A 19408-nucleotide genomic window follows, 5' to 3' on the forward strand; every position below is an offset into this window, starting at 1 on the left:
CGAGACCTCCCAGAGGCATCGGGCGATCTCGGGATCGTAGGCCGTGGGCAGGCCGGTTCACGCCATGCGACCGCGCCTCGGGCCAGCGTGGGTACGCTGCTCGGGTGCCGAGGGGAGGGAGGTGGCACGTACCGTGGCACGCTGCGTGAACGGGCATGAGGCGCTCGCTGGCGACCGCTTCTGCGGCCAGTGCGGGTCGGCGGTCCCGGCCCTGGCGACCGTCCCGGCGGTGACACCACCGGCTGGCTTCGCCGAGAATCCTGGACCGCGGCCGACGAGGCGCTGGGCCGCGGGCTCGACCACCGCCTTCGTTGTCGCCTGCCTGCTCGTGCTCGGGGCGGCCGGCCTCGGCACCTACGCCGGTGCTACGGGTGGACGAGGTCGGAGCAGCACGGTCTCGGGCGTGGCCGGCGCGATCGGACCGGCGGCCGCCCGGCCCACCGTGGCGCGGTCCGCATCACCATTCCCCACTACCGCCCCTCCGCCGGGCGCTACTCCTGTCACGCCACCGTCGAATGTCCCTCCGACCACCGCGCCGCCGGTGGCGCCCGCGGCGCCCGCGGTCGGCGCCCTCGCCGGGCTTGGCTCGCTCGTCGGCGACTGGAAGGGACACGGCGGAGACGTGCACATCGGCGCCGACGGACAGGCGCAAGCGACGTTTCGGGCCTACCGGTTGTGCACCGACGACCCGACCCCCCCGTGCGACACGATGTCGGGGAGCACGATCGTCGATGGCGGTCACGCCCAGTTCCGGCTCAAGCCCTCCGGTACCCCCGCGACGGCCACCGGTCAGGTGACCGGCAGCGATGACCCCGCGGCCTTCCAGCCCGGCTTCGCCTTGACCGTGAACCTCATGCCCGGCGACGTGATGCTCGTCACCTCGTCGCCGGCCGCACAGAGCGTCGCCTACTGCGGACCGCGTGCCAGCGCCGGCGCGTGCGGTGCCTGAGCTCGGTCGCTCGCGGCGGCCGACCCGCTGTCCTAGGCTTCCGGCTCCGTGCACAACCTGAGACCACATCTTGGCGCCGCACGGAGGGGCACGGACGAAGCGCACGAGCAGATCACCTCCCTGCAGGGTCTGGCCGCGCTCTCGCTCGACGCCCTGACCTCCATCTCGTACGGGCCAGAGGCGATGTTGGTCGTCCTCGCCACCGCAGGCGCGGGCGCACTGTCGGCGATCGAGCCGGTCACTGTCGTGATCGTGGTGCTGCTGGCGCTGCTCGTCCTCTCCTACCGGCAGGTCATCGAGGCCTATCCGAACGGCGGCGGTGCCTACGCCGTGTCGAAAGCCAACTTCGGTCACAGGACGAGCCTCCTGGCTGGGGCGTCGCTGATCGTCGACTACGTGCTCACCGTCGCCGTGTCGATTGCCGCCGGCGTCGCCGCCCTGATCTCGGCCTTTCCGAGCCTGGCCAAGTACCCGCTGATCGCCAGCCTGATCATTCTCGTCCTCCTCACGGCGATCAATCTCCGGGGACTGGCGACAAGCGCCCGGCTGTTCATCATCCCGACTGCGGTGTTCATTGTCGGCACCTACGTGGTCATCGCCGCTGGCCTGTTTCGTTCGGGACCGGCACACGGATCCGGCGTGATCCCGGCGCCGACGGCCGGAGCAGTGAGCACGGTGGGCCTGTTGCTCCTGCTCAAGGCCTTCGCCAACGGTTGCAGCGCCCTCACCGGCGTCGAGGCGATCGCCAACGACGTCCCCGCCTTCCGCGAGCCGCGAGTGGTCCGGGCCAAGCGCACCGAGGCCATGCTGGGGGCGATCCTCGGGAGCATGCTCCTGGCACTTGCCGTGCTCACCGTGAAGTTCCACATCGCGCCGCGACCCCACGTCACCGTGCTCAGCCAGATCACCAGCGCGTCGGTGGGTCGCGGAGCCTTGTACTTCGTCGTCGACCTCACCACCACGCTCGTCCTGTGCCTGGCGGCCAACACGGCCTTCGGCGGTCTGCCGAACCTCGCCAGCATCCTGGCCCACGACAACCTCCTTCCCCATGTGTTCCACCTCAAGGGTGAGCGGCAGGTCTATCGCTACGGCGTGGTGAGCCTCGCTGTCCTCGCGGGCATCCTCCTCATCGCGGTCAACGGCAACACGAACTCGTTGATCCCCCTCTACGCCATCGGCGTGTTCACCGGTTTCACCCTCTCGCAATCGGGGCTGGTTCGGCACTGGTTCGAGCAACGACAGCAGGGCTGGCGCAACAGGGCGATGCTCAACGGCGCCGGGGCCGTGCTGACGGCGGTGGCCCTCGTGATCTTCCTCACCACCAAGTTCACCGCAGGCGCCTGGGTCGTCGTGATCGCCATCCCCACCTTCATGTTCCTGTTCAGCCGGGTGCACGACTACTACGGCAAGGCCGGGCTGGCGCTGGGCCTGGGATCGACACCGCCACCTCCCCGGCGGGAGGAGACGGTGGTGATCGTGCCCGTCAACGGGATCTCGAACCTGATTGCCGACGCCTTGAGCTTCGCCGAGTCGATGGGCGACCGGGTGATCGCCGTGACCGTGCAACCCGACGAGGACCAGGCCGCTGAGATCCAAGCCGAGTGGTCGAGGTGGAACCCCGGGGTCGAGCTGGTTGTCCTGCGGCCGCACAGCCGCGCCGTGACGGCGCCGATCGTCGAGTACGTCACCTCGCCCGAGGTTCGGGCCCTCGGTCGGGTGGTGGTGCTGATATCCGAGATCGAGCCGCGGAAGTGGCGCCATCAGCTCCTGCAGAACCAGCGCGGCGGCATCCTGGCCAGCCGCCTCCGCCGAGAGACAGACGTCGTGGTGGCCCGTCTGCCCTTCCGCCTGAGTGAAGACTCAACCGGGCCCGAGGGGTAGCACGCTCCCATCGGCCACGGTTCGCGCCGCGTTGGTGTCCTGAGCGATCCCGTCTCCGTCGACGCGGACGGTGGTGTTGTCGCATCCGCCCTGGCTTCTCGCCTGGTAGGTCACGGCCACCGCTTCGGGCACCACCAACCGGCCCGTGACCGTGATCGCCCGGAGGCCGCTCCAGCGGACGGTCACGGTGGGGTCGTCGCATCGGGCGAAGACCTCGGACCACACGACAGGGTCGGCGAGGTACCTGCCCGGCACGTGCAGATCGCGGATCACGGTCTGCTCGCCCGACGACACGTCGCACACGGAGGCCCGCCAGGCGTGCATCCCGTCGGGTCCCGGCGACGACGGCACCCGCCGCACCCACAGCTCGTACTGGCGGCCCGGTTGCCATGGAAACAGCCGCGTGTTGGGGTTGCCGTCCAGGCTGGGCAGGCCGGAACGCGAGCCCCCGAGCTCGCCGCCGCCGGCGTGGTAGCCGCCCCAGTTCACCGCCGGCTGCGGTGAGCCGGTCGGGAGCCACTGGAGCCCGGTGTGACCGGCTCCCACGGCGCGCCCCCCGTCGTGAAACCCGGCCTGGAGCGCCCAGAAGTACAGCTGCGGCACGGTCGGTGGAACGACGACCTCGAGCACCGCCGCCACCTCGTCGAGCAGCTCGGGATTCGAGAAGCGCCACCAGAGATGGAACGAGGACGCACCGTTGGCCGACGGGGGTGCGCCTCGCACGCGGGGACGCAGCCGGAGCACGGCGCCACGGTAGCGGGCCGCACGGGTATCCGATGGCTCGAAATCACAGCCTTGTGATCAAATAGGCCCATGCCCTCTCCGCTCCCTCCCGGCCCGGACGTGCTCGGCGACTTCCACCCGGCCGTCCGCACCTGGTTCGAGCGGCGCTTTCCCGAGGGTCCGACGGAGCCGCAGCAACGGGGTTGGCCGGAGATCCGCTCGGGGCGGGACACCCTCGTCGCCGCGCCGACCGGATCAGGCAAGACCCTGTCGGGCTTCCTCGTGGCGATCGACGCCCTCTACCGGGCCCACGAGCTCGGGGAGGATGTCGCCGGCCGGACGAGGGTCGTCTACGTGTCGCCGCTCAAGGCCCTCGCCGTCGACATCCATCAGAACCTCGAGCGCCCCCTCCGCGAGATCGAGGAGACGGCGAGGTCGTTGGGTCTGGACGCCCCCGACCTGACGGTCGCCGTGAGGACCGGCGACACGCCAAGCTCGGCGCGCGCCGCCATGCTCAAGGTGCCGCCGAGCTTCCTCATCACCACGCCCGAGAGCCTCTACCTGCTCCTGACCGCCGAGCGGAGCAGGGAGCTGCTGCGCCACGTCGACAGCCTGATCGTGGACGAGATCCACACCATGGCTCGCGACAAGCGGGGCTCGCACCTTGCGCTCACGGTCGAGCGCCTGGAGCATGTCCGGCGGGGGCCGCGGCCCCAGCGGATCGGCCTGTCGGCAACCCAGCGCCCGATCGAGGCGATCGGCCGCCTGCTCGTCGGCGTCGGCAACCGACCGGCGGCCTCCATCGTCGACTGCGGGCATCAACGCCACCTCGACCTGGCCCTCGAGCTCCCGGGGACCGAGCTGGGCGCGGCGGCGTCGACCGAGCAGCTCGGGGAGGTCCTCGACCGGATCGCCAGCCACGTGCGGGAGCACCGCACCACGTTGGTCTTCGTCAACACCCGCCGCCTGTCGGAGCGGCTGGCGCACCAGCTGGGTGAGCGGCTCGGCCCGGACCAGGTGGCGGCCCACCACGGCAGCCTCTCGCGCGAGCGCCGCCAGCGGGTCGAGACGCGGTTGCGGGCCGGCGACCTGAGAGCCCTGGTCGCCACCGCGTCGCTGGAGCTCGGCATCGACATCGGCCCGGTCGAGCTCGTCTGCCAGGTGGGCTCGCCGCGGAGCATCGCCACGTTCCTCCAGCGGGTCGGCCGGTCGAACCACTCCCGTGCCGGGACGCCCTCGGGTCGCTTGTACCCCCTGACCCGCGACGAGCTGTTGGAGTGCGCCGCCCTCCTCACGGCCGTGCGCGCGGGTCGGTTGGACGCCCTTCAGCCGCCGGTCGCGCCCCTTGACATCCTCGCCCAGCAGGTCGTGGCCGAGGTGGCGGCCGAAGAGTGGAAGGAAGCAGACCTGCTGGATCTCTACCGGCACGCGGCCCCGTACGCCGACCTCGGGGACGCCGACTACGACAGCGTGCTCGAGTTCGTGTCCGACGGCGTCCAGACCGGCCGCGGTCGCCGAGGCGCCTACGTGCACCGCGACCGGGTCAACGGCTCGCTACGGGGGCGCCGGGGCGCCCGTCTGGCCGCGCTGACCAGCGGCGGGGCCATCCCCGAGGTCGGTGACTACCGGGTCCTCCTCGATCCCGACGACACGTTCGTCGGCACGGTCAACGAGGACTTCGCCATCGAGTCGATGGCGGGCGACGTCTTCCTCCTCGGGTCCCATTCCTGGCGGATCCGGCGGGTCGAACAGGGCGTGGTCCGGGTCGTCGACGCCGAGGGAGTGCACCCCACCATCCCCTTCTGGCTTGGCGAGGCACCGGCCCGCACGGACGAGCTCTCGGCCGAGGTCTCGGGCCTGCGCCGCGCCGTGGACGAGAGGCTGGCGGCGGGCGACAAGGCGGGCGCCATCGCACACCTCGTCGAGGTGTGCGGCATCGACGCCGAGCCGGCGACTCAGCTGGTCGAGTACCTGGCCGCCGGGCGCGCCGTCCTCGGGGTCCTGCCCACGACCGACGACGTGGTCTTCGAGCGCTTCTTCGACGAGACAGGTGGCATGCAGCTCGTCGCCCACACGCCCTTCGGTGGACGGATCAACCGGGGTCTCGGGCTCGCCTTGCGCAAGCGGTTCTGCGCCACCTTCGACTTCGAGCTCCAGGCCGCCGCCAATGACGATGCCGTCGTGCTGTCGCTCGGGCCGCAGCACAGCTTCCCCCTCGCTGACGCGCCGCGAATGCTGCGATCACCCACCGTCCAGGACGTGCTCGTCCAGGCCGTCCTCGCCTCGCCGATGTTCACGGCCCGCTGGCGTTGGAACCTGACCCGGGCCCTGGCCGTGCTGCGCTTCAGGGGCGGACGCCGCAACCCCCTGCCCATCCAGCGCATGGAGTCCGACGACCTGATGGCCGCCGTCTTCCCGGCATTGGCCGCCTGTCAGGAGAACGCCATCGCCGGACCGGTCGCCGTCCCTGATCACCTGCTCGTGCGGCAGACGGTCTACGACTGCCTCCACGAGGCGATGGACATCGACGGATTGCGCCATCTCGTCAGCCGGCTGGAGAGGGGCGGGGTGCGGGTGCACCTGGTGGAGACGGCGGAGCCGTCCGTGCTCGCCCACGAGATCCTGAACGGGAGGCCGTACACCTTCCTCGACGACGCCCCGCTCGAGGAGCGTCGCACTCGGGCCGTGCAGCTCCGCCGCAGCCTGCCCGTCGACGCCGACCAGCTGGGACGGCTCGACGAGGCCGCCATCGCCCGCGTGCGAGACGAGGCCGCGCCCGAGCCGCGCGACGCCGAGGAGCTTCACGACCTGCTGCTGTCGCTCGTGGTGGCCCGCCCCATGCCCGACCACAGGGACTGGTTCGAGGGGCTGTCCGCGGCCGGGCGGGTGACGACCGCATCGACAACCCGCGGAGAGCTCTGGTCGGCGATCGAGCGGCGCCGCGAGGTCGAGGCGCTGCTGCCCGAGGCGACGTTCGCTCCCGATCTCGCCGTACCCGCGGCCGTGGCGTCCGGCCCCGCGCCGGACCCCGACGAGACCCCGGCCGAGGTGATCCGCGGCCACCTCGACGTGACCGGCCCGGTCACGGTCGACGACCTCGCCGAGCGGACAGCCCTCTCGGCGGGGACCGTCCGCATCGCCCTCGGCCGGCTGGAGGCCGAAGGCTTCGTCATCCGTGGCTCCTTCGACCCCGGGGCCGGCAGCGAGGAGCAGTGGTGCGCGCGGCGGCTGCTCACCCGCATCCACTCCTACACCCGGACCCGGCTCCGGCAGGAGATCGATCCCGTCACGGCTCAGGACCTCATGCGCTTCCTCCTGCGGTGGCAGTACGCGGCCCCTGGTGCGCAGCGCCAAGGCCGGCGCGGGGTGCTGGCGGTCGTCGATCAGCTCCAGGGCTTCGAGGTGGCCGCCGGGGCGTGGGAGGAGGCCGTCTTCCCCGCTCGCGTCGAGGGATACCAGTCGGCCTGGCTGGAGGACCTGTGCCGGTCGGGCGAGCTGGCGTGGGGACGGCTGAGCGTTCGCCCCCAGGACCCGGAAGGCTCGCCCCGGCGGGGCGCGACGACGCCTTCGCGGGCCACCCCCATCACCTTCGCCGTCCGCGAGGACCTGCCGTGGCTGCTCCAGGCGGCCCGGGGCGACGTGGAGCCCGCCGAGCCCGCCCACGGGGCGGCCCGCGAGGTGCTCGAAGCTCTCCAGGCCAGGGGAGCGCTGTTCCACTCGGAGCTGCGGGCGTTCACCCGGCGGCTTCCCGTCGAGGTCGAGGAGGGCCTGTGGGACCTGGTGTCGCGCGGCCTGGTCACGGCCGACGGGTTCCAGGCCGTTCGCTCCCTCCTGTCGGCCCGGGAGATGTGGCGCCGGCGCCAGCGCGGCCACGAGCGGCGGCGTGCCCTCGGCGCCCGCCGAGCCTCGGCGTGGCGGGAGGGAGGCGAGGGCCGGTGGGCGCTGCTGCCCGACGCCATGGCTGTCGACGATCGCGACGCCCTGGCCGAGACGGTGGCCGAGCAGCTGCTCGCCCGGTGGGGAGTGGTCTTCTGGGACCTCATGACCCGCGAGAACCTGGCCGTGCCCTGGCGCGAGGTGATCTGGGCCCTGCGGCGCATGGAGGCGAGAGGCCTCATCCGTGGCGGGCGCTTCGTCTCGGGCTTCGTTGGCGAGCAGTACGCGCTCCCCGACGCCGTCGAGGAGCTGCGTCGGGTCAGGCGCGCCGATCGCTCTGGCGAGCTTGTCCGGGTCAGCGCCGCCGATCCGCTCAACCTGGTGGGCATTGTCGTTCCCGGCGCCCGAGTCCCGGCCGTCCGGTCCAACCGGGTGGTGTACCGGGACGGCCTGCCCGCCGACCCGGGGCTCGGGGGCTCGGCGCCGCCCGTGCGACGGTCGCAGGGTAGGGTCGAGGTTCGGGACGCTTAGGCAACGGGGAGGAGAGGCATTGGGACTATTCGACAAGGCCAAGGCCAAGGCGGAGGAGCTGGCCGACAAGGCCCAGGACGCTGCGGCCGAGCACGATCTCTCGGGGAAGGCCGACAAGGCCGGCGAGAAGACGGGAGAGCTGGCCGCCAAGCTCGAGGCCAAGGCCGACGAGCTCGCCGGCAAGGCCCAGAACGCGGCGGCCGACCGCAAAGACAAGATGTCGGGAACGATCGACAAGGCGGCGAAGGCCGCCGACGACAAGACCAAGGGCAAGTACCACGACAAGATCGCCAACACGGCGGACAAGGCCCAGGGCTACGTCGAGCGCCTCGAGCGTCGCGATGAGGGCGGTGGGCCCACGGGCGAGGGCGAAGGGAGCCCGCCCAGCACCGGGGGTCAGTAGCGCCTCGGCAAGGCCTGTCACTTGAGCGGCACCACCGACGCCCCCTCGATGATCGTGGTGGTGATGGCCCCCAGCTGCTCGACGTCGAGGCGGACCTCGTCGCCACGACGGAGCCACGGGAACCGCTCGACACCGTGGAGGCCCGACAGCTCGAGGATGCAGCCGGTCCCGACGGTGCCGCTCCCCAGCACATCGCCAGTTTCCACCCTCGTGCCCCGGGAGGCGTAGGCCAGCATCTGTCCGAACGACCAGTGCAGGTCGGCCAGGTTGCCCTTGCTGTACGGGACTCCGTTGACCGAGGCGGTCATCTCGAGGTCGTAGGCGTGGCCCCGGCGCCGTGACTCGAGCTCGTCCGGCGTGACCAGGACGGGACCGAGCGAGGTGGCCGAGTCCTTGCCCTTGGCGGGCCCGAGGAGCTGGCGCATCTCCCGCATCTGGAGGTCCCGTGCGCTCCAGTCGCACATGACCGTGTACCCCGCGATGTGCGACTCGGCCCGATCCGGCGAGAGGTTCGTCCCGGGCCGACCCACGACGGCGGCGATCTCCAGCTCGTAGTCGAACTGGGAGCTGCCCGGCGAGACGGCCACGTCGTCGTGGGGGCCGCAGACCGCCGCCGGATTGGTGAAGTAGAAGACGGGCAGCTCGTACCAGTCGGGGTCGACCTCCTGACCCAGGCGCCGGCGGCTGTTGGCCACGTGAGACTCGAAGGCCATGAAGTCGCGGATTGACGGAGGCACCGGGACCGGTGCGCGGAGGCGGGCGCTGGGGAACGGGACGATCTCGAGAGGGCTCGACACCGCCCGCTCGGCCGCGGCGCGCATCGTGGCCTCGTCGCCAAGCAGGTCGCGCAGGGTCTCCGGCTCCTGGAGCCCGTGGATCGCGTCCTCGCGGACCAGTCCCGGGCGATCGGCACCGAGTGCAGGAGAGATGTAGGTGACCCAACGCATGCTCGACACCCTCTCCCCCCCGGGGTGAAGATAAACCCCGTGATCCCTTACGAGCGAGGACTCCATGTTGTGGGCCCCGGCGTGTTCGCCTACCTGCAACCCGACGGCGGCTGGGGTTGGAGCAATGCCGGGTTGGTGCTCGGTCGCAACGAGGCGCTGCTCGTCGACACTCTGTTCGATCTGCGCCTGACCAGCGAGATGCTCTTGGCCATGCACGGCCAGCTGGCTGGGCGGCCGATCTCCACGGTGGTGAACACACACGCCAACGGCGATCACTGCTTCGGCAACGAGCTCATCCCTGCCGCCGAGGTGATCGCGTCCCGGGCTGCGACGGCGGAGATGCCCGAAGCCCCGCCCGGGCTCCTCGGACAGCTGGTGTCCGCCGACCTCGACGAGCCGCTGGCGGGCTTCGTGAAGCACGCCTTCGGGCCCTTCCGCTTCGACGAGATCACGCTGCGGTCGCCGACCCGGACGTTCGACGATCGACTCGACGTGGACGTCGGGGGCCGGCGGGTGGAGCTCATCGAGGTCGGACCGGCGCACACCCTCGGCGACGTGATCGTCCATGTCCCGGATGCCGGGACGGTGTTCACCGGGGACATCCTCTTCGTGGGCGTCACCCCGGTGATGTGGGCCGGTCCGATCGCCAACTGGATCGCAGCGTGCGATCGCATCATCTCGCTCGGCGCCGGGACGGTCGTTCCGGGCCACGGTCCGGTGACCGACGCCGACGGCGTGAGCGGGGTTCGCGCCTACCTCGAGTGGGCTCGGGACGAGGCGACGCGCCGTTTCGAGGCGGGGATGTCCGCCGCCGACGCGGCACGCGACATCGACCTCGGCCCGTTCGCCGGCTGGGTGGACCCCGAGCGCATCGTCGTCACCGTCGACAGCATCTACCGGGAGCTGGACCCCACGCGGGAGCGGTCGAGCGTGCTGGAACTGGTCGAGGCGATGGCCTCGTATCGCTGACGGCTATGAGGCGGCGGCCGCCAGGACCTCGTGCGGTGATCGCCACCGCGATCCTGGCCACAGCCGCCCTCGGCTCTTGTGGGTCCGGTTCCAACGGCGCCTCGACGACCGCGAGCACGGCGTCGATGGTGGCGCCGGCAAGGCGGCCGCCCGCGGGGCCCTTCGCCGTCGGCACACTGGTCCGCACGCTCGTCGACACGACCCGACCCACGAACGCCCAGGGCGGCGCCCCGGCCAAGCCGAGCCGAACGCTCGTGACGACGATCCTGTACCCGGCGCTCGGCCCGGCCGGGCCGGTAGCCCGGCCGAACGCCCCGCCCGACACCGCCGCCGGGCCCTTTCCGCTGGTGGTCTTCGCCCACGGGAGCAGTGCCGCCCCCACCGACTTCACGGCCCTGCTCGGATCGTGGGCCGCGGCGGGCTACGTGGTCGTCGCCCCCGAGTTCCCGCTGACCGGGTCCCACGCCCCGGCGAACTCGCAGATCTCGGACTACGTCAACCAGCCCACCGACGTCAGCTTCGTCATCGACCAGATGCTGCGCTTCCCGCCTCCGTCGCTGGTCGGGTCGGTGGACGCCGGCCGCATCGGCGTGGCCGGCCACTCGCTCGGAGGCGCGACGGCCCTGGCGGTGGCCTTCAACAGTTGTTGTCTCGACCCCCGGGTGAAGGCCGCCGTCGTGATGGAGGGCGTACCGCTGCCGTTTTCCGGCGGCACCTACTTCGGTCGAGCGGCGTCTCCACCGGTCCTGTTCCTACAGGGCTCCGCTGACCAGACAGTCGTCCCTGCGACGAGCGTCTCGCTGTTCAACATGGCCCGGCCACCGAAGGCGCTCGCGACCATCGTCGGTGGCACCCACAGCGGACCGTACCAGGGCGACCAGCTCACGCCCCAGGTCGACCTGGTCGCCCGGGTGTCGGTCGCCTTCCTGGACCGGTACCTCGAGGGACGACCAGCCGGAGCCACCCAACTGCGCCAGGCCGTCGCCTCGTCCGCCGGCCTGGCCACGCTGCGCGAGTCGGGCCTCTGAGGTCGGCCGGAGTATCGTTTCCCGGAGAATCATTCGAGGGGTGAACGATCAGCGACGACGATGGGGAATGTGGACAGCCAGCAGGCCGGCGGGCGTCCGGTGGACAACCGGGGAGACAGGCAGGTCATCAGGACCGTCGACCTGACCAAGGTGTACCCGGGCACCGACTTCAAGGCGGTGGACGCGCTCAACCTCTCGGTCGGCACCGGCGAGATCTTCGGCCTCCTCGGCCCCAACGGCGCCGGGAAGACGACGACGGCGGGGATGCTCACCACCAGGGTGATCCCGACCAGTGGCGAGGCCTACGTGGCCGGGATCGACGTCGTCGCCCACCCGGCCCTCACCAAGCAGGTGATCGGTGTGGTGCCGCAGGAGAACACGCTGGACCGGGCCCTCAACGTGTGGGAGAACCTCTTCTACCACGGCCGGTTCTTCGGCATGTCGAGCAAGGAGGCCCGGTCCGCCGCCGACTACATGCTCGGCATGTTCCAGCTCACCAAGTGGGGAGCGGCCTCGGTCTACGCCCTGTCGGGGGGCATGGCCCAGCGCCTCATGGTCGCCCGAGCCATCCTGCACCGGCCGGCGATCCTGTTCCTGGACGAGCCGACGGCGGGCCTCGACCCCCAGAGCCGCATCGCCCTGTGGGAGATCCTCTCCTCGCTGCACGACGACGGGCAGACGATCCTGCTCAGCACGCACTACATGGAAGAGGCGGACCAGCTGTGCGATCGGCTGGCGATCATCGACCACGGCCGCATCCTGGCCCTGGACACGCCCGCAGGCCTCAAGGCCAGCGTCGGGGCCGACACGATCGTCACGGTCAGCGCCAGCGGCGACCTCGGCCCCCTGGCCGACCTGCTCGAGCGTGAGGTCGAGGGCGTGACTCAGACCCAGCAGGTCGACGGCACGGTACGGGTCCATGTCAAAGGGGCCTCGCGCGTCCTGCCCCAGGTGGTGACGGCGGCCGAGCGGGGCGGGTTCGAGGTCAACGACCTGTCGGTCGCCGAGCCCACCCTGGAGACAGTCTTCATCAACCTCACCGGAAAGGAGCTGCGCGACTGATGGCCACGATCAGTGCCGAGGCACCCTCTGGAATCCTGACCCAGCCCACGCGTTCGGCGGTGCGGGCCAGCCGGGCCGCCTTCGTCGCTCTTCTCCAGCGGGACCTGGCCGTCCTGCGCAAGGACCTGGGTCAGTTCGTGGGGCGGACGGTCATCCAACCGTTCCTCCTCGTGTTCGTGTTCCTGTACGTCTTCCCGACGATCGGTCAGGGCATCGGCGGCGGCCGGGGGACGGCGGGCGAGTCGGCGTTCGCCACCATCCTCGTCGCCGGGGTGGTTGGCCTGTCGATCATGTTCCAGGGCATTCAGTCGGTCGCCCTCCCCATGGCGACCGAGTTCGGCTACACCAAGGAGATCCAGGATCGGGTGCTGGCACCGCTCCCGGTGACGCTCGTCGCCGTGGGCAAGGTCACGACCGGTGCGATCCAGGGACTCATCGCAGCCCTCATCGTCTTCCCCATCGCCTCGGTGGTCCATGCCAAGAACGTGTCTGCGCACCTGGCCATCCACTGGCCCGTCGTGGTGACCCTCATCCCGCTTACCTGCGTCATGTGCGCCAGCCTCGGTCTGCTCATCGGCTCGCGGGTCGAGCCCCGCAACATCGGGGCCATATTCGGGTTCCTGGTGCTGCCCATGACGTTCCTGGGTGGTACCTACTACCCCTGGACCACCCTCTCCAGCCTGAAGATCGGCGGATGGTCGTGGCTGCAGACGCTGGTGCTCGTCAACCCGCTCATCTACGTCACCGAGGGATTCCGGGCCGCGCTGACCAAGGCGCCCCACATGCACCTGTACATCATCTATCCAGTGCTGATCGGGTTCTGCGCCGCCTTTCTGTGGTACGGCTTCAAGAACTTTCGCAAGCGGGTGCTCGCCTGAGGTCTAGGGCGCCAGGCGCTCGAGCACCCAGCCGTCACCGGTGCGGCGGTACCGCAGGCGATCGTGGAGCCGATCCTCCTGGTGGTGCCAGAACTCGATCCAGTCCGGCACGACCCGGTAGCCGCCCCAGGTGGGCGGGCAGGGCACGTCTGCGGTGCCGAAGCGCTCCGCGAGCTCGGCGACCCTGTCCTCCAGGACGTGGCGCCCAGAGATGACAGCGCTCTGGTGCGAGGCCCACGCCCCGATCTGGCTGGCACGAGGGCGGGTCCGCCAGTAGTCCTCGGTCTCCTGGCGGGAGACTTCATGGACGGCCCCGCCCACCCGGACCTGGTGGTCGGGAGGCCAGTGAAAGACGAGCGCGGCCCGGGGATTGGCCTCCAGATCCGACGCCTTGGCGCTCTCGTAGCTGGTGTAGAACACGAATCCCCGGTGGTCGACCTCCTTCAACAGGACCACGCGCCCGGACGGCATCCCGTTCGGCGTCCCGGTCGCCACCACCATGGCGTCCGTGGCGGCCTCCTGGTGCCAGAGCCGGAATTGCCGTATCGGGTCGGGGTCGAGATCCGCCTCTCGCAAGATGGCCATGGCACGATTCTGAGCCGCTGGGTGGTGCGAGAATCAAGCACAGGCGTTACAGTGTCCTTGCGGGCCAGAGGGCGGTGGCCACAACAACCGGGGGAGCGGCGATGCCACCGTTGGTCGTAGGCGGCCGATACCAACTTGTCCATAAGCTGGGATGGGGCGGCATGGCGACCGTTTGGCGCGGCGAGGACCTCACGCTGGGCCGCCCCGTAGCGGTCAAGGTGCTTCACGAGGGCCTGGCGCAGGACGGCGGGTTCCGGGGGCGCTTCGAGCGTGAGACGCACCACGCCGCCGTCCTTGCCCATCCGAACATCGTCACCGTGCACGACTCGGGCCGGGACGGCGAGACGCTCTTCATGGTGATGGAGCTCGTCGACGGCCGGTCGCTGCGCTCTGTGCTCTCGTCCGCCGTCGGACCGGTGGCCCTGGCCCACGCGGCGCGCCTCGGTCGCCAGGTGCTGGCCGCGTTGGCGCACGCCCACGGTCGCGGCATCGTCCACCGGGACATCAAGCCGGGGAACATCCTGATCGACAACGACGACGTGGTGAAGGTGGCCGACTTCGGGATCGCCAAGGCGGCGGAGGACACGATGGACCTCAGTCCCGCGGGCATGGTCATCGGCACCGCCGCCTATGTGTCGCCGGAGCAGGCGGCAGGTCGCGTGGTGACGCCGGCCGCGGACCTCTACTCGTTGGGCTGCGTGCTCTACGAGTGCCTGGCCTGCCAGCCGCCGTTCGTAGGACCCAGCGTGCTTGCTGTCGCCCTGAAGCATCACAACGACGCGCCACCGCCGCTGCGGTCCCGGATCCCCACGGTTCCTCCTGAGGTCGAGCGCGTCGTGATGCGCGCACTGGAGAAGGATCCGGCGAGACGGTTCGGGTCGGCCCGGGAGATGGACTCGGCGTGGTCGGAGGCCGCCGCCGACTACTCCTCCAGCCCCTCGCCGATCGGCGCCCACCCCGACGAGCACGCGGGCAACGGTTGGCGGGAGTTCGTCCCCGCGGGACGGACGGCTTCCACCGGCAACATGGAGCAGATCGGCATCGACTGACGGGCGGCCGGCACCGCGTCCGCAGCACGATCTAGTCCGCGACACGCTCCACGTAGTCCTTGACCGCGCAAATTTGCCTGTGGTAACCCGTTCATGGATGACCGATTCGTCGGGAGCCAGCAGGGTTGTCAGGGCTTTCCGGTCCGCCGAGACAGTGGAGGCGCCATGTACCCCTCTCGCTTCGACTACATGGCGCCCGCCTCGCTCGACGAGGCCCTCGCCATCCTGGCCGACCGTGGCGACGAGGCGAAGGTCCTCGCCGGTGGCCAGAGTCTCGTCCCCCTGATCAAGCTTCGTTTCGCCAGCCCTGGGCTCGTCGTGGACCTCAACCACATACCTGGGCTCTCGTACATCGACGAGTCACCGGATGGCTTGCGGGTGGGAGCCCTCACCCGTCACAACCATCTCGTCGACTCCGAGGTGCTGTCCGCCCGCTACCCGGCGATGGCGGCGGCTGCGCCGCTGATCTCCGATCCACTGGTGCGCAACCGGGGGACCATCGGCGGCTCGCTGGCGCACGCTGATCCCGCTGGTGACTGGGGTTCGGTGATGCTGGCCCTCGGGGCACAGCTCGTCGCCCGGAGCTCAACGGGCGAGCGCGTTATCGAGATCGGCGAGTTCTTCCAGGGCACGTTCACCACGGCGCTCGAGCCCACCGAGATCGTGACCGAGGTGCGCGTGCCCGCCCCGCCACCCCGTTCGGGTGGCACCTATCTCAAACTCGAGCGCAAGGTCGGTGACTTCGCCACGGTCGGCGTGGCCGTTCACGTGCAGCTGGATGACGGAGTCGTCGGCCGAGCCGGCATCGCCCTGACCGCCGTAGGACCGCAGAACGTCGAGGCCGAGAGCGCCGAGGCCGCGCTGGTGGGAGCCGAGCCCCGCCCCGCCGCCTTCGAGGAAGCAGCCCGGCTGGCTGCCGCGGCTGCCGACCCGTCCGCCGATCTGCGTGGGTCGGCGGAGTACAAGCGGCACGTGGTGGAGGTGTTCGTGAAGAGAGGGCTCGCCCACGCGGTCGGGTCGGCCCGGGCGGCGTAGAGGAGGTCGGCACGTGGAGATGACCGTCACTGTGAACGGTGTGGCGAGGACCAACGATGTGGAACCTCGTACTCTGCTGGTTCACCACCTGCGGAACACGCTCGGCCTGACCGGTACGCACATCGGCTGCGACACGACCAGTTGTGGCGCCTGCACGGTCCTGCTTGACGGAGTACCGGTCAAGTCGTGCGCCCTCCTGGCCGTGCAGGCTGACGGCACAGCGGTGACGACAGTCGAGGGGCTGGCCTCCGACGGCCAGCTGCACCCGGTGCAGGAGGGGTTCAAGGAGGAGCACGGGCTCCAGTGCGGCTTCTGCACGCCCGGGATGATGCTGGCGGCCGCAGCCCTGCTCGAGCGCAACCCGACCCCCACCGATGAGGACATCCGGTGGGCGCTGTCCGGGAACCTGTGCCGATGCACGGGCTACGTGAACATCGTACGGGCGGTGCGGTGGGCAGCGGACAAGGGCCGGCCGGGGATTCCAGCCGGGGGAGAGGCCCGGGCGGAGCCAGCCGCCACATCAGCGGGTTGAGGAGGTAGCCATGGCGACGACAGTCGAGGCCCCGGAGATCGCCGGCATCGGCCACAGCATGAAGCGCAAGGAGGACGATCGGTTCGTCCGCGGCGCCGGCACCTACCTCGACGACATCAAACTCCCCGGGATGCTGCACCTGGCCATCCTCCGGAGCTTCATCGCGCATGCCCGCATTCGCTCCATCGACGTCCAGGCGGCGACGGCTCTTCCGGGCGTGGTGGCCGTGCTCACCGGCGCCGACCTGGCCGCCCACGGTCTGGCGTGGATGCCGACGCTTTCGGGTGACACCCAGGCCGTGCTGGCAACCGACAAGGTCAGGTTCCAGGGCCAAGAGGTGGCGGCCGTCGTCGCCGAGGATCCGTACGTCGCGCACGACGCTCTCGAGCTGATCGAGGTCGACTACGAGCCGCTGACGCCCGTCGTTGACGCCCGGCAGGCCCTGGACCCAACCGCCCCGATCATCCGCGACGAGAAGGAGGGCCAGGTCGACAACCGCGCCTACTCGTGGCAGGCCGGGGACCAGGCGGCCACCGACCGCTCCTTCGGGGAGGCGGACGTGGTCGTCGGCCTGGAGACGTACTACCCGCGGTGCCACCCCTCACCGATGGAGACCTGCGGGATCGTGGCGGACGTCAATCCGGCGACGGGCAAGGCCACCCTGCACATGACCTCTCAGGCGCCGCACGCCCACCGAACGCTGTTCGCCATGGTGGCCGGCCTGCCCGAGCAGAACATCCAGATCATCACCCCGGACATCGGCGGCGGCTTCGGTAACAAGGTGCCCATATACCCGGGCTACGTCGTAGCCACCGCCGCGTCGCTCGTCCTCGGGCGCCCGGTGAAATGGGTCGAGGACCGCTCCGAGAACCTCATCTCGACGGGGTTCGCGCGCGACTTCCACATGCGAGGCGACCTGGCCCTGTCCCGCGACGGGAAGATGCTCGGCCTGCGCGTCCACCTCCTCTCGGACAACGGTGCCTTCTTCGCCGATGCGCAGCCCAGCAAGTTCAAGGCAGGACTGTTCCACATCGTCACCGGCTCGTACGACATCCCGGCTGCACATGTGAGCGCCGAGGGCGCGTACACGAACAAGGCGCCCGGCGGCGTGGCCTACCGATGCTCGTTCCGGGTCACCGAGGCGTCGTTCCTCATCGAACGGCTGGTCCAGACCGCCGCCCTCGAGCTGGGCATGGACCCCGCCGACCTCAGGCTGCGCAACTTCATCAAGCCCGATCAGTTCCCCTATCACTCGGCAACCGGCTTCGTCTACGACTCGGGGAACTACCAGGCCGCCCTCCAGCTCGCCTTGGACAAGATCGGCTACGGCGATCTTCGCAAAGAGCAGGAGGCGCTCCGCCCGAGCGGCCAGCTCATCGGCATCGGCATCGCCAGCTTCACCGAGGTGGTGGGGGCGGGGAACCACAAGGACTTCGACATCGCGGGTATCAAGATGTTCGACTCGGCCGAGCTGCGGGTGCACCCCACCGGCAAGGCCATCCTCAAGATCGGCGTCCAGACCCAGGGCCAGGGCCACGAGACCACCTTCGCCCAGATCGTTGCCAGCGAGCTCGGTATCCCACCCCAGGATGTGGAGGTCCAGTACGGCGACACAGACAACGTCCCGTACGGGTTGGGGACGTACGCATCACGGTCCACGCCCACGGCGGGAGCGGCGACCGCAGTCGTCTGTCGAAAGCTGCAGGACAAGGCCCGCAAGCTCGCCGCCCACCTCCTGGAGGCGGCCGACGAGGACATCGAGGTCGAGGCCGGGCGATTCTCCGTGCGCGGCTCTCCGAACCGCGGGGTGAGCATCCAGGACGTCGCCTTCGCCGCCTATACCAACATGCCCGACGATCTGGAGGCCGGCCTCGAGGGAGTCACATACTACGACCCGCCGAACATGACCTACCCGTTCGGCACGTACGTGGTCGTGGTCCAGGTGGACGAGGACACCGGCGAGTGGAAGGTACGCCGGGTTGTCGCCGTTGACGACTGCGGAGTGCGGATCAACCCCATGATTGTGGAAGGCCAGATCCACGGCGGGCTGTGCGAGGGCTACGGCATCGCCGCGATGCAGCTGATCACCTTCGACGAGGACGGCAACTGCATCGGTTCCAACTACATGGACTACCTGCTGCCCACCTCGTGGGAGACCCCACGCTTCGAGACCTTCGCCACAGTCACTCCATCGCCCCACCACCCTCTCGGGGCCAAGGGAGTGGGCGAGTCGGCGACCGTCGGTTCGCCGGCCGCGTACGTGAACGCCGTCATCGACGCGCTCGCTCACCGGGGAGTGCGGAACATCGATATGCCCGTGACCTCGGCCAAGGTATGGGAGGCCGTCCAGGCCGCACGGCCCGGGGACTAAGACGAAGCGCATGTTCGACGGCGTGCTCTCGGAGGCAGCGGCGCTCCGCGCTCGCCGGGAGCCCCACGTGCTGGCCACCGTGGTGTGGTCACAGCGACCGGTCTCGGGCAAGCCAGGCGCCAAGGCGCTGGTCCTCGCCGACGGGAGGGTGAAGGGATGGGTCGGAGGCTCCTGCTCCGAGCCCCTGGTCGTCCGGGAGGCCTTGCAGGCCCTGGAGGACGGCAGACCCCGCCTCCTTCACCTGGGCCCGCGTGGTGACGACCAGCCGGGCCGCGAAGGGGTGGTCGTGAAGTCGATCACCTGTGCCAGCGATGGTGCGGTCGAGGTGTTCCTCGAGCCCGCTCTGGCCCCGCCGTTGGTCGTGGCCATCGGGCGCGCGCCGCTCGTTCGAATCCTCGTGTCCATGGCGCGTGAGATCGGTTTCGACACAGCGATCGTCGAGCGCGACCCGGTGCCCCCCGGGGAGCTCGCCGAGTCCCACACTCGGGTGGAGGCCCAGCTCGAGCTCGACAAGCTGGGCGTGGGACCAGATTCGTTCGTCGTCGTGGCGACCATGGGCCGCTACGACGAGGACGCCCTCGAGGCGACG

The 19408-nt window shown here is 70.3% G+C and carries 16 protein-coding genes; 13 read left to right on the top strand and 3 right to left on the bottom strand.

Annotated elements, in window-relative coordinates:
• The first annotated feature begins 145 nt into the window (after nt 1-145).
• Nucleotides 146-949: a hypothetical protein gene (locus tag VH112_10390; GenBank protein ID HEX4540641.1), complete on the top strand. Its 804-nt coding sequence runs from the start codon at nt 146-148 to the stop codon at nt 947-949.
• Nucleotides 950-997: 48 nt separating this feature from the next.
• Nucleotides 998-2830, top strand: a complete 1833-nt coding sequence (locus tag VH112_10395) for an APC family permease (protein HEX4540642.1) — start codon at nt 998-1000, stop codon at nt 2828-2830.
• Here the strand turns inward: VH112_10395 and VH112_10400 are convergent.
• The gene (locus VH112_10400) at nt 2810-3574 is read right to left on the bottom strand and encodes a hypothetical protein (GenBank protein ID HEX4540643.1); all 765 of its coding nucleotides are present in this window, start codon (nt 3572-3574) and stop codon (nt 2810-2812) included. The two genes, VH112_10395 and VH112_10400, sit on opposite strands and share 21 nt — an antisense overlap.
• 69 nt (nt 3575-3643) lie before the next feature.
• On the opposite strand from VH112_10400, the gene VH112_10405 reads away from it, so the two are divergent.
• Both VH112_10405 and VH112_10410 read left to right on the top strand, forming a co-directional pair.
• Nucleotides 3644-7960: a DEAD/DEAH box helicase gene (locus tag VH112_10405; GenBank protein ID HEX4540644.1), complete on the top strand. Its 4317-nt coding sequence runs from the start codon at nt 3644-3646 to the stop codon at nt 7958-7960.
• A gap of 19 nt (nt 7961-7979) precedes the next feature.
• Entirely contained in the window at nt 7980-8363 is a 384-nt protein-coding gene (locus VH112_10410; GenBank protein ID HEX4540645.1) for an Rv0909 family putative TA system antitoxin, read from the top strand.
• Nucleotides 8364-8380: 17 nt separating this feature from the next.
• Here the strand turns inward: VH112_10410 and VH112_10415 are convergent, their stop codons facing one another.
• Entirely contained in the window at nt 8381-9310 is a 930-nt protein-coding gene (locus tag VH112_10415) for a fumarylacetoacetate hydrolase family protein (protein ID HEX4540646.1), read from the bottom strand.
• A gap of 39 nt (nt 9311-9349) precedes the next feature.
• Here VH112_10415 and VH112_10420 point away from each other — a divergent pair, with 39 nt between their 5' ends.
• The 4 genes from VH112_10420 (at nt 9350) to VH112_10435 (ending at nt 13247) form a co-directional block, all read left to right on the top strand.
• A complete protein-coding gene (locus tag VH112_10420; protein HEX4540647.1) occupies nt 9350-10279 on the top strand; it encodes an MBL fold metallo-hydrolase in 930 nt (309 codons plus the stop codon).
• Between the two features lie 35 nt (nt 10280-10314).
• Entirely contained in the window at nt 10315-11307 is a 993-nt protein-coding gene (locus tag VH112_10425; protein ID HEX4540648.1) for an alpha/beta fold hydrolase, read from the top strand.
• A gap of 69 nt (nt 11308-11376) precedes the next feature.
• Nucleotides 11377-12369, top strand: coding sequence for an ATP-binding cassette domain-containing protein (locus tag VH112_10430; GenBank protein ID HEX4540649.1), 993 nt, complete (start codon nt 11377-11379; stop codon nt 12367-12369).
• On the top strand, nt 12369-13247 hold the full coding sequence (locus tag VH112_10435; protein ID HEX4540650.1) for an ABC transporter permease: 879 nt from the start codon (nt 12369-12371) through the stop codon (nt 13245-13247). Before VH112_10430 ends, VH112_10435 begins: the two co-directional genes overlap by 1 nt.
• 3 nt (nt 13248-13250) lie before the next feature.
• Here the strand turns inward: VH112_10435 and pdxH are convergent, their stop codons facing one another.
• A complete protein-coding gene (pdxH, locus tag VH112_10440; protein ID HEX4540651.1) occupies nt 13251-13832 on the bottom strand; it encodes a pyridoxamine 5'-phosphate oxidase in 582 nt (193 codons plus the stop codon).
• A gap of 101 nt (nt 13833-13933) precedes the next feature.
• Between pdxH and VH112_10445 the strand changes: the two genes are divergently transcribed.
• The 5 genes from VH112_10445 to VH112_10465 all read left to right on the top strand — a co-directional run.
• On the top strand, nt 13934-14881 hold the full coding sequence (locus tag VH112_10445) for a protein kinase (protein HEX4540652.1): 948 nt from the start codon (nt 13934-13936) through the stop codon (nt 14879-14881).
• Nucleotides 14882-15046: 165 nt separating this feature from the next.
• On the top strand, nt 15047-15916 hold the full coding sequence (locus VH112_10450; protein ID HEX4540653.1) for a xanthine dehydrogenase family protein subunit M: 870 nt from the start codon (nt 15047-15049) through the stop codon (nt 15914-15916).
• 19 nt (nt 15917-15935) lie between these two features.
• The gene (locus VH112_10455) at nt 15936-16448 is read left to right on the top strand and encodes a (2Fe-2S)-binding protein (protein HEX4540654.1); all 513 of its coding nucleotides are present in this window, start codon (nt 15936-15938) and stop codon (nt 16446-16448) included.
• 10 nt (nt 16449-16458) lie between these two features.
• Nucleotides 16459-18819: an aerobic carbon-monoxide dehydrogenase large subunit gene (locus VH112_10460; GenBank protein HEX4540655.1), complete on the top strand. Its 2361-nt coding sequence runs from the start codon at nt 16459-16461 to the stop codon at nt 18817-18819.
• A gap of 10 nt (nt 18820-18829) precedes the next feature.
• A partial coding sequence (locus tag VH112_10465) for an XdhC family protein (protein ID HEX4540656.1) occupies nt 18830-19408 on the top strand: 579 nt, incomplete at its 3' end.

The organism is Acidimicrobiales bacterium (assembly GCA_036270875.1).
In the GTDB taxonomy this organism is placed as follows: Bacteria; Actinomycetota; Acidimicrobiia; order Acidimicrobiales; family AC-9; genus AC-9.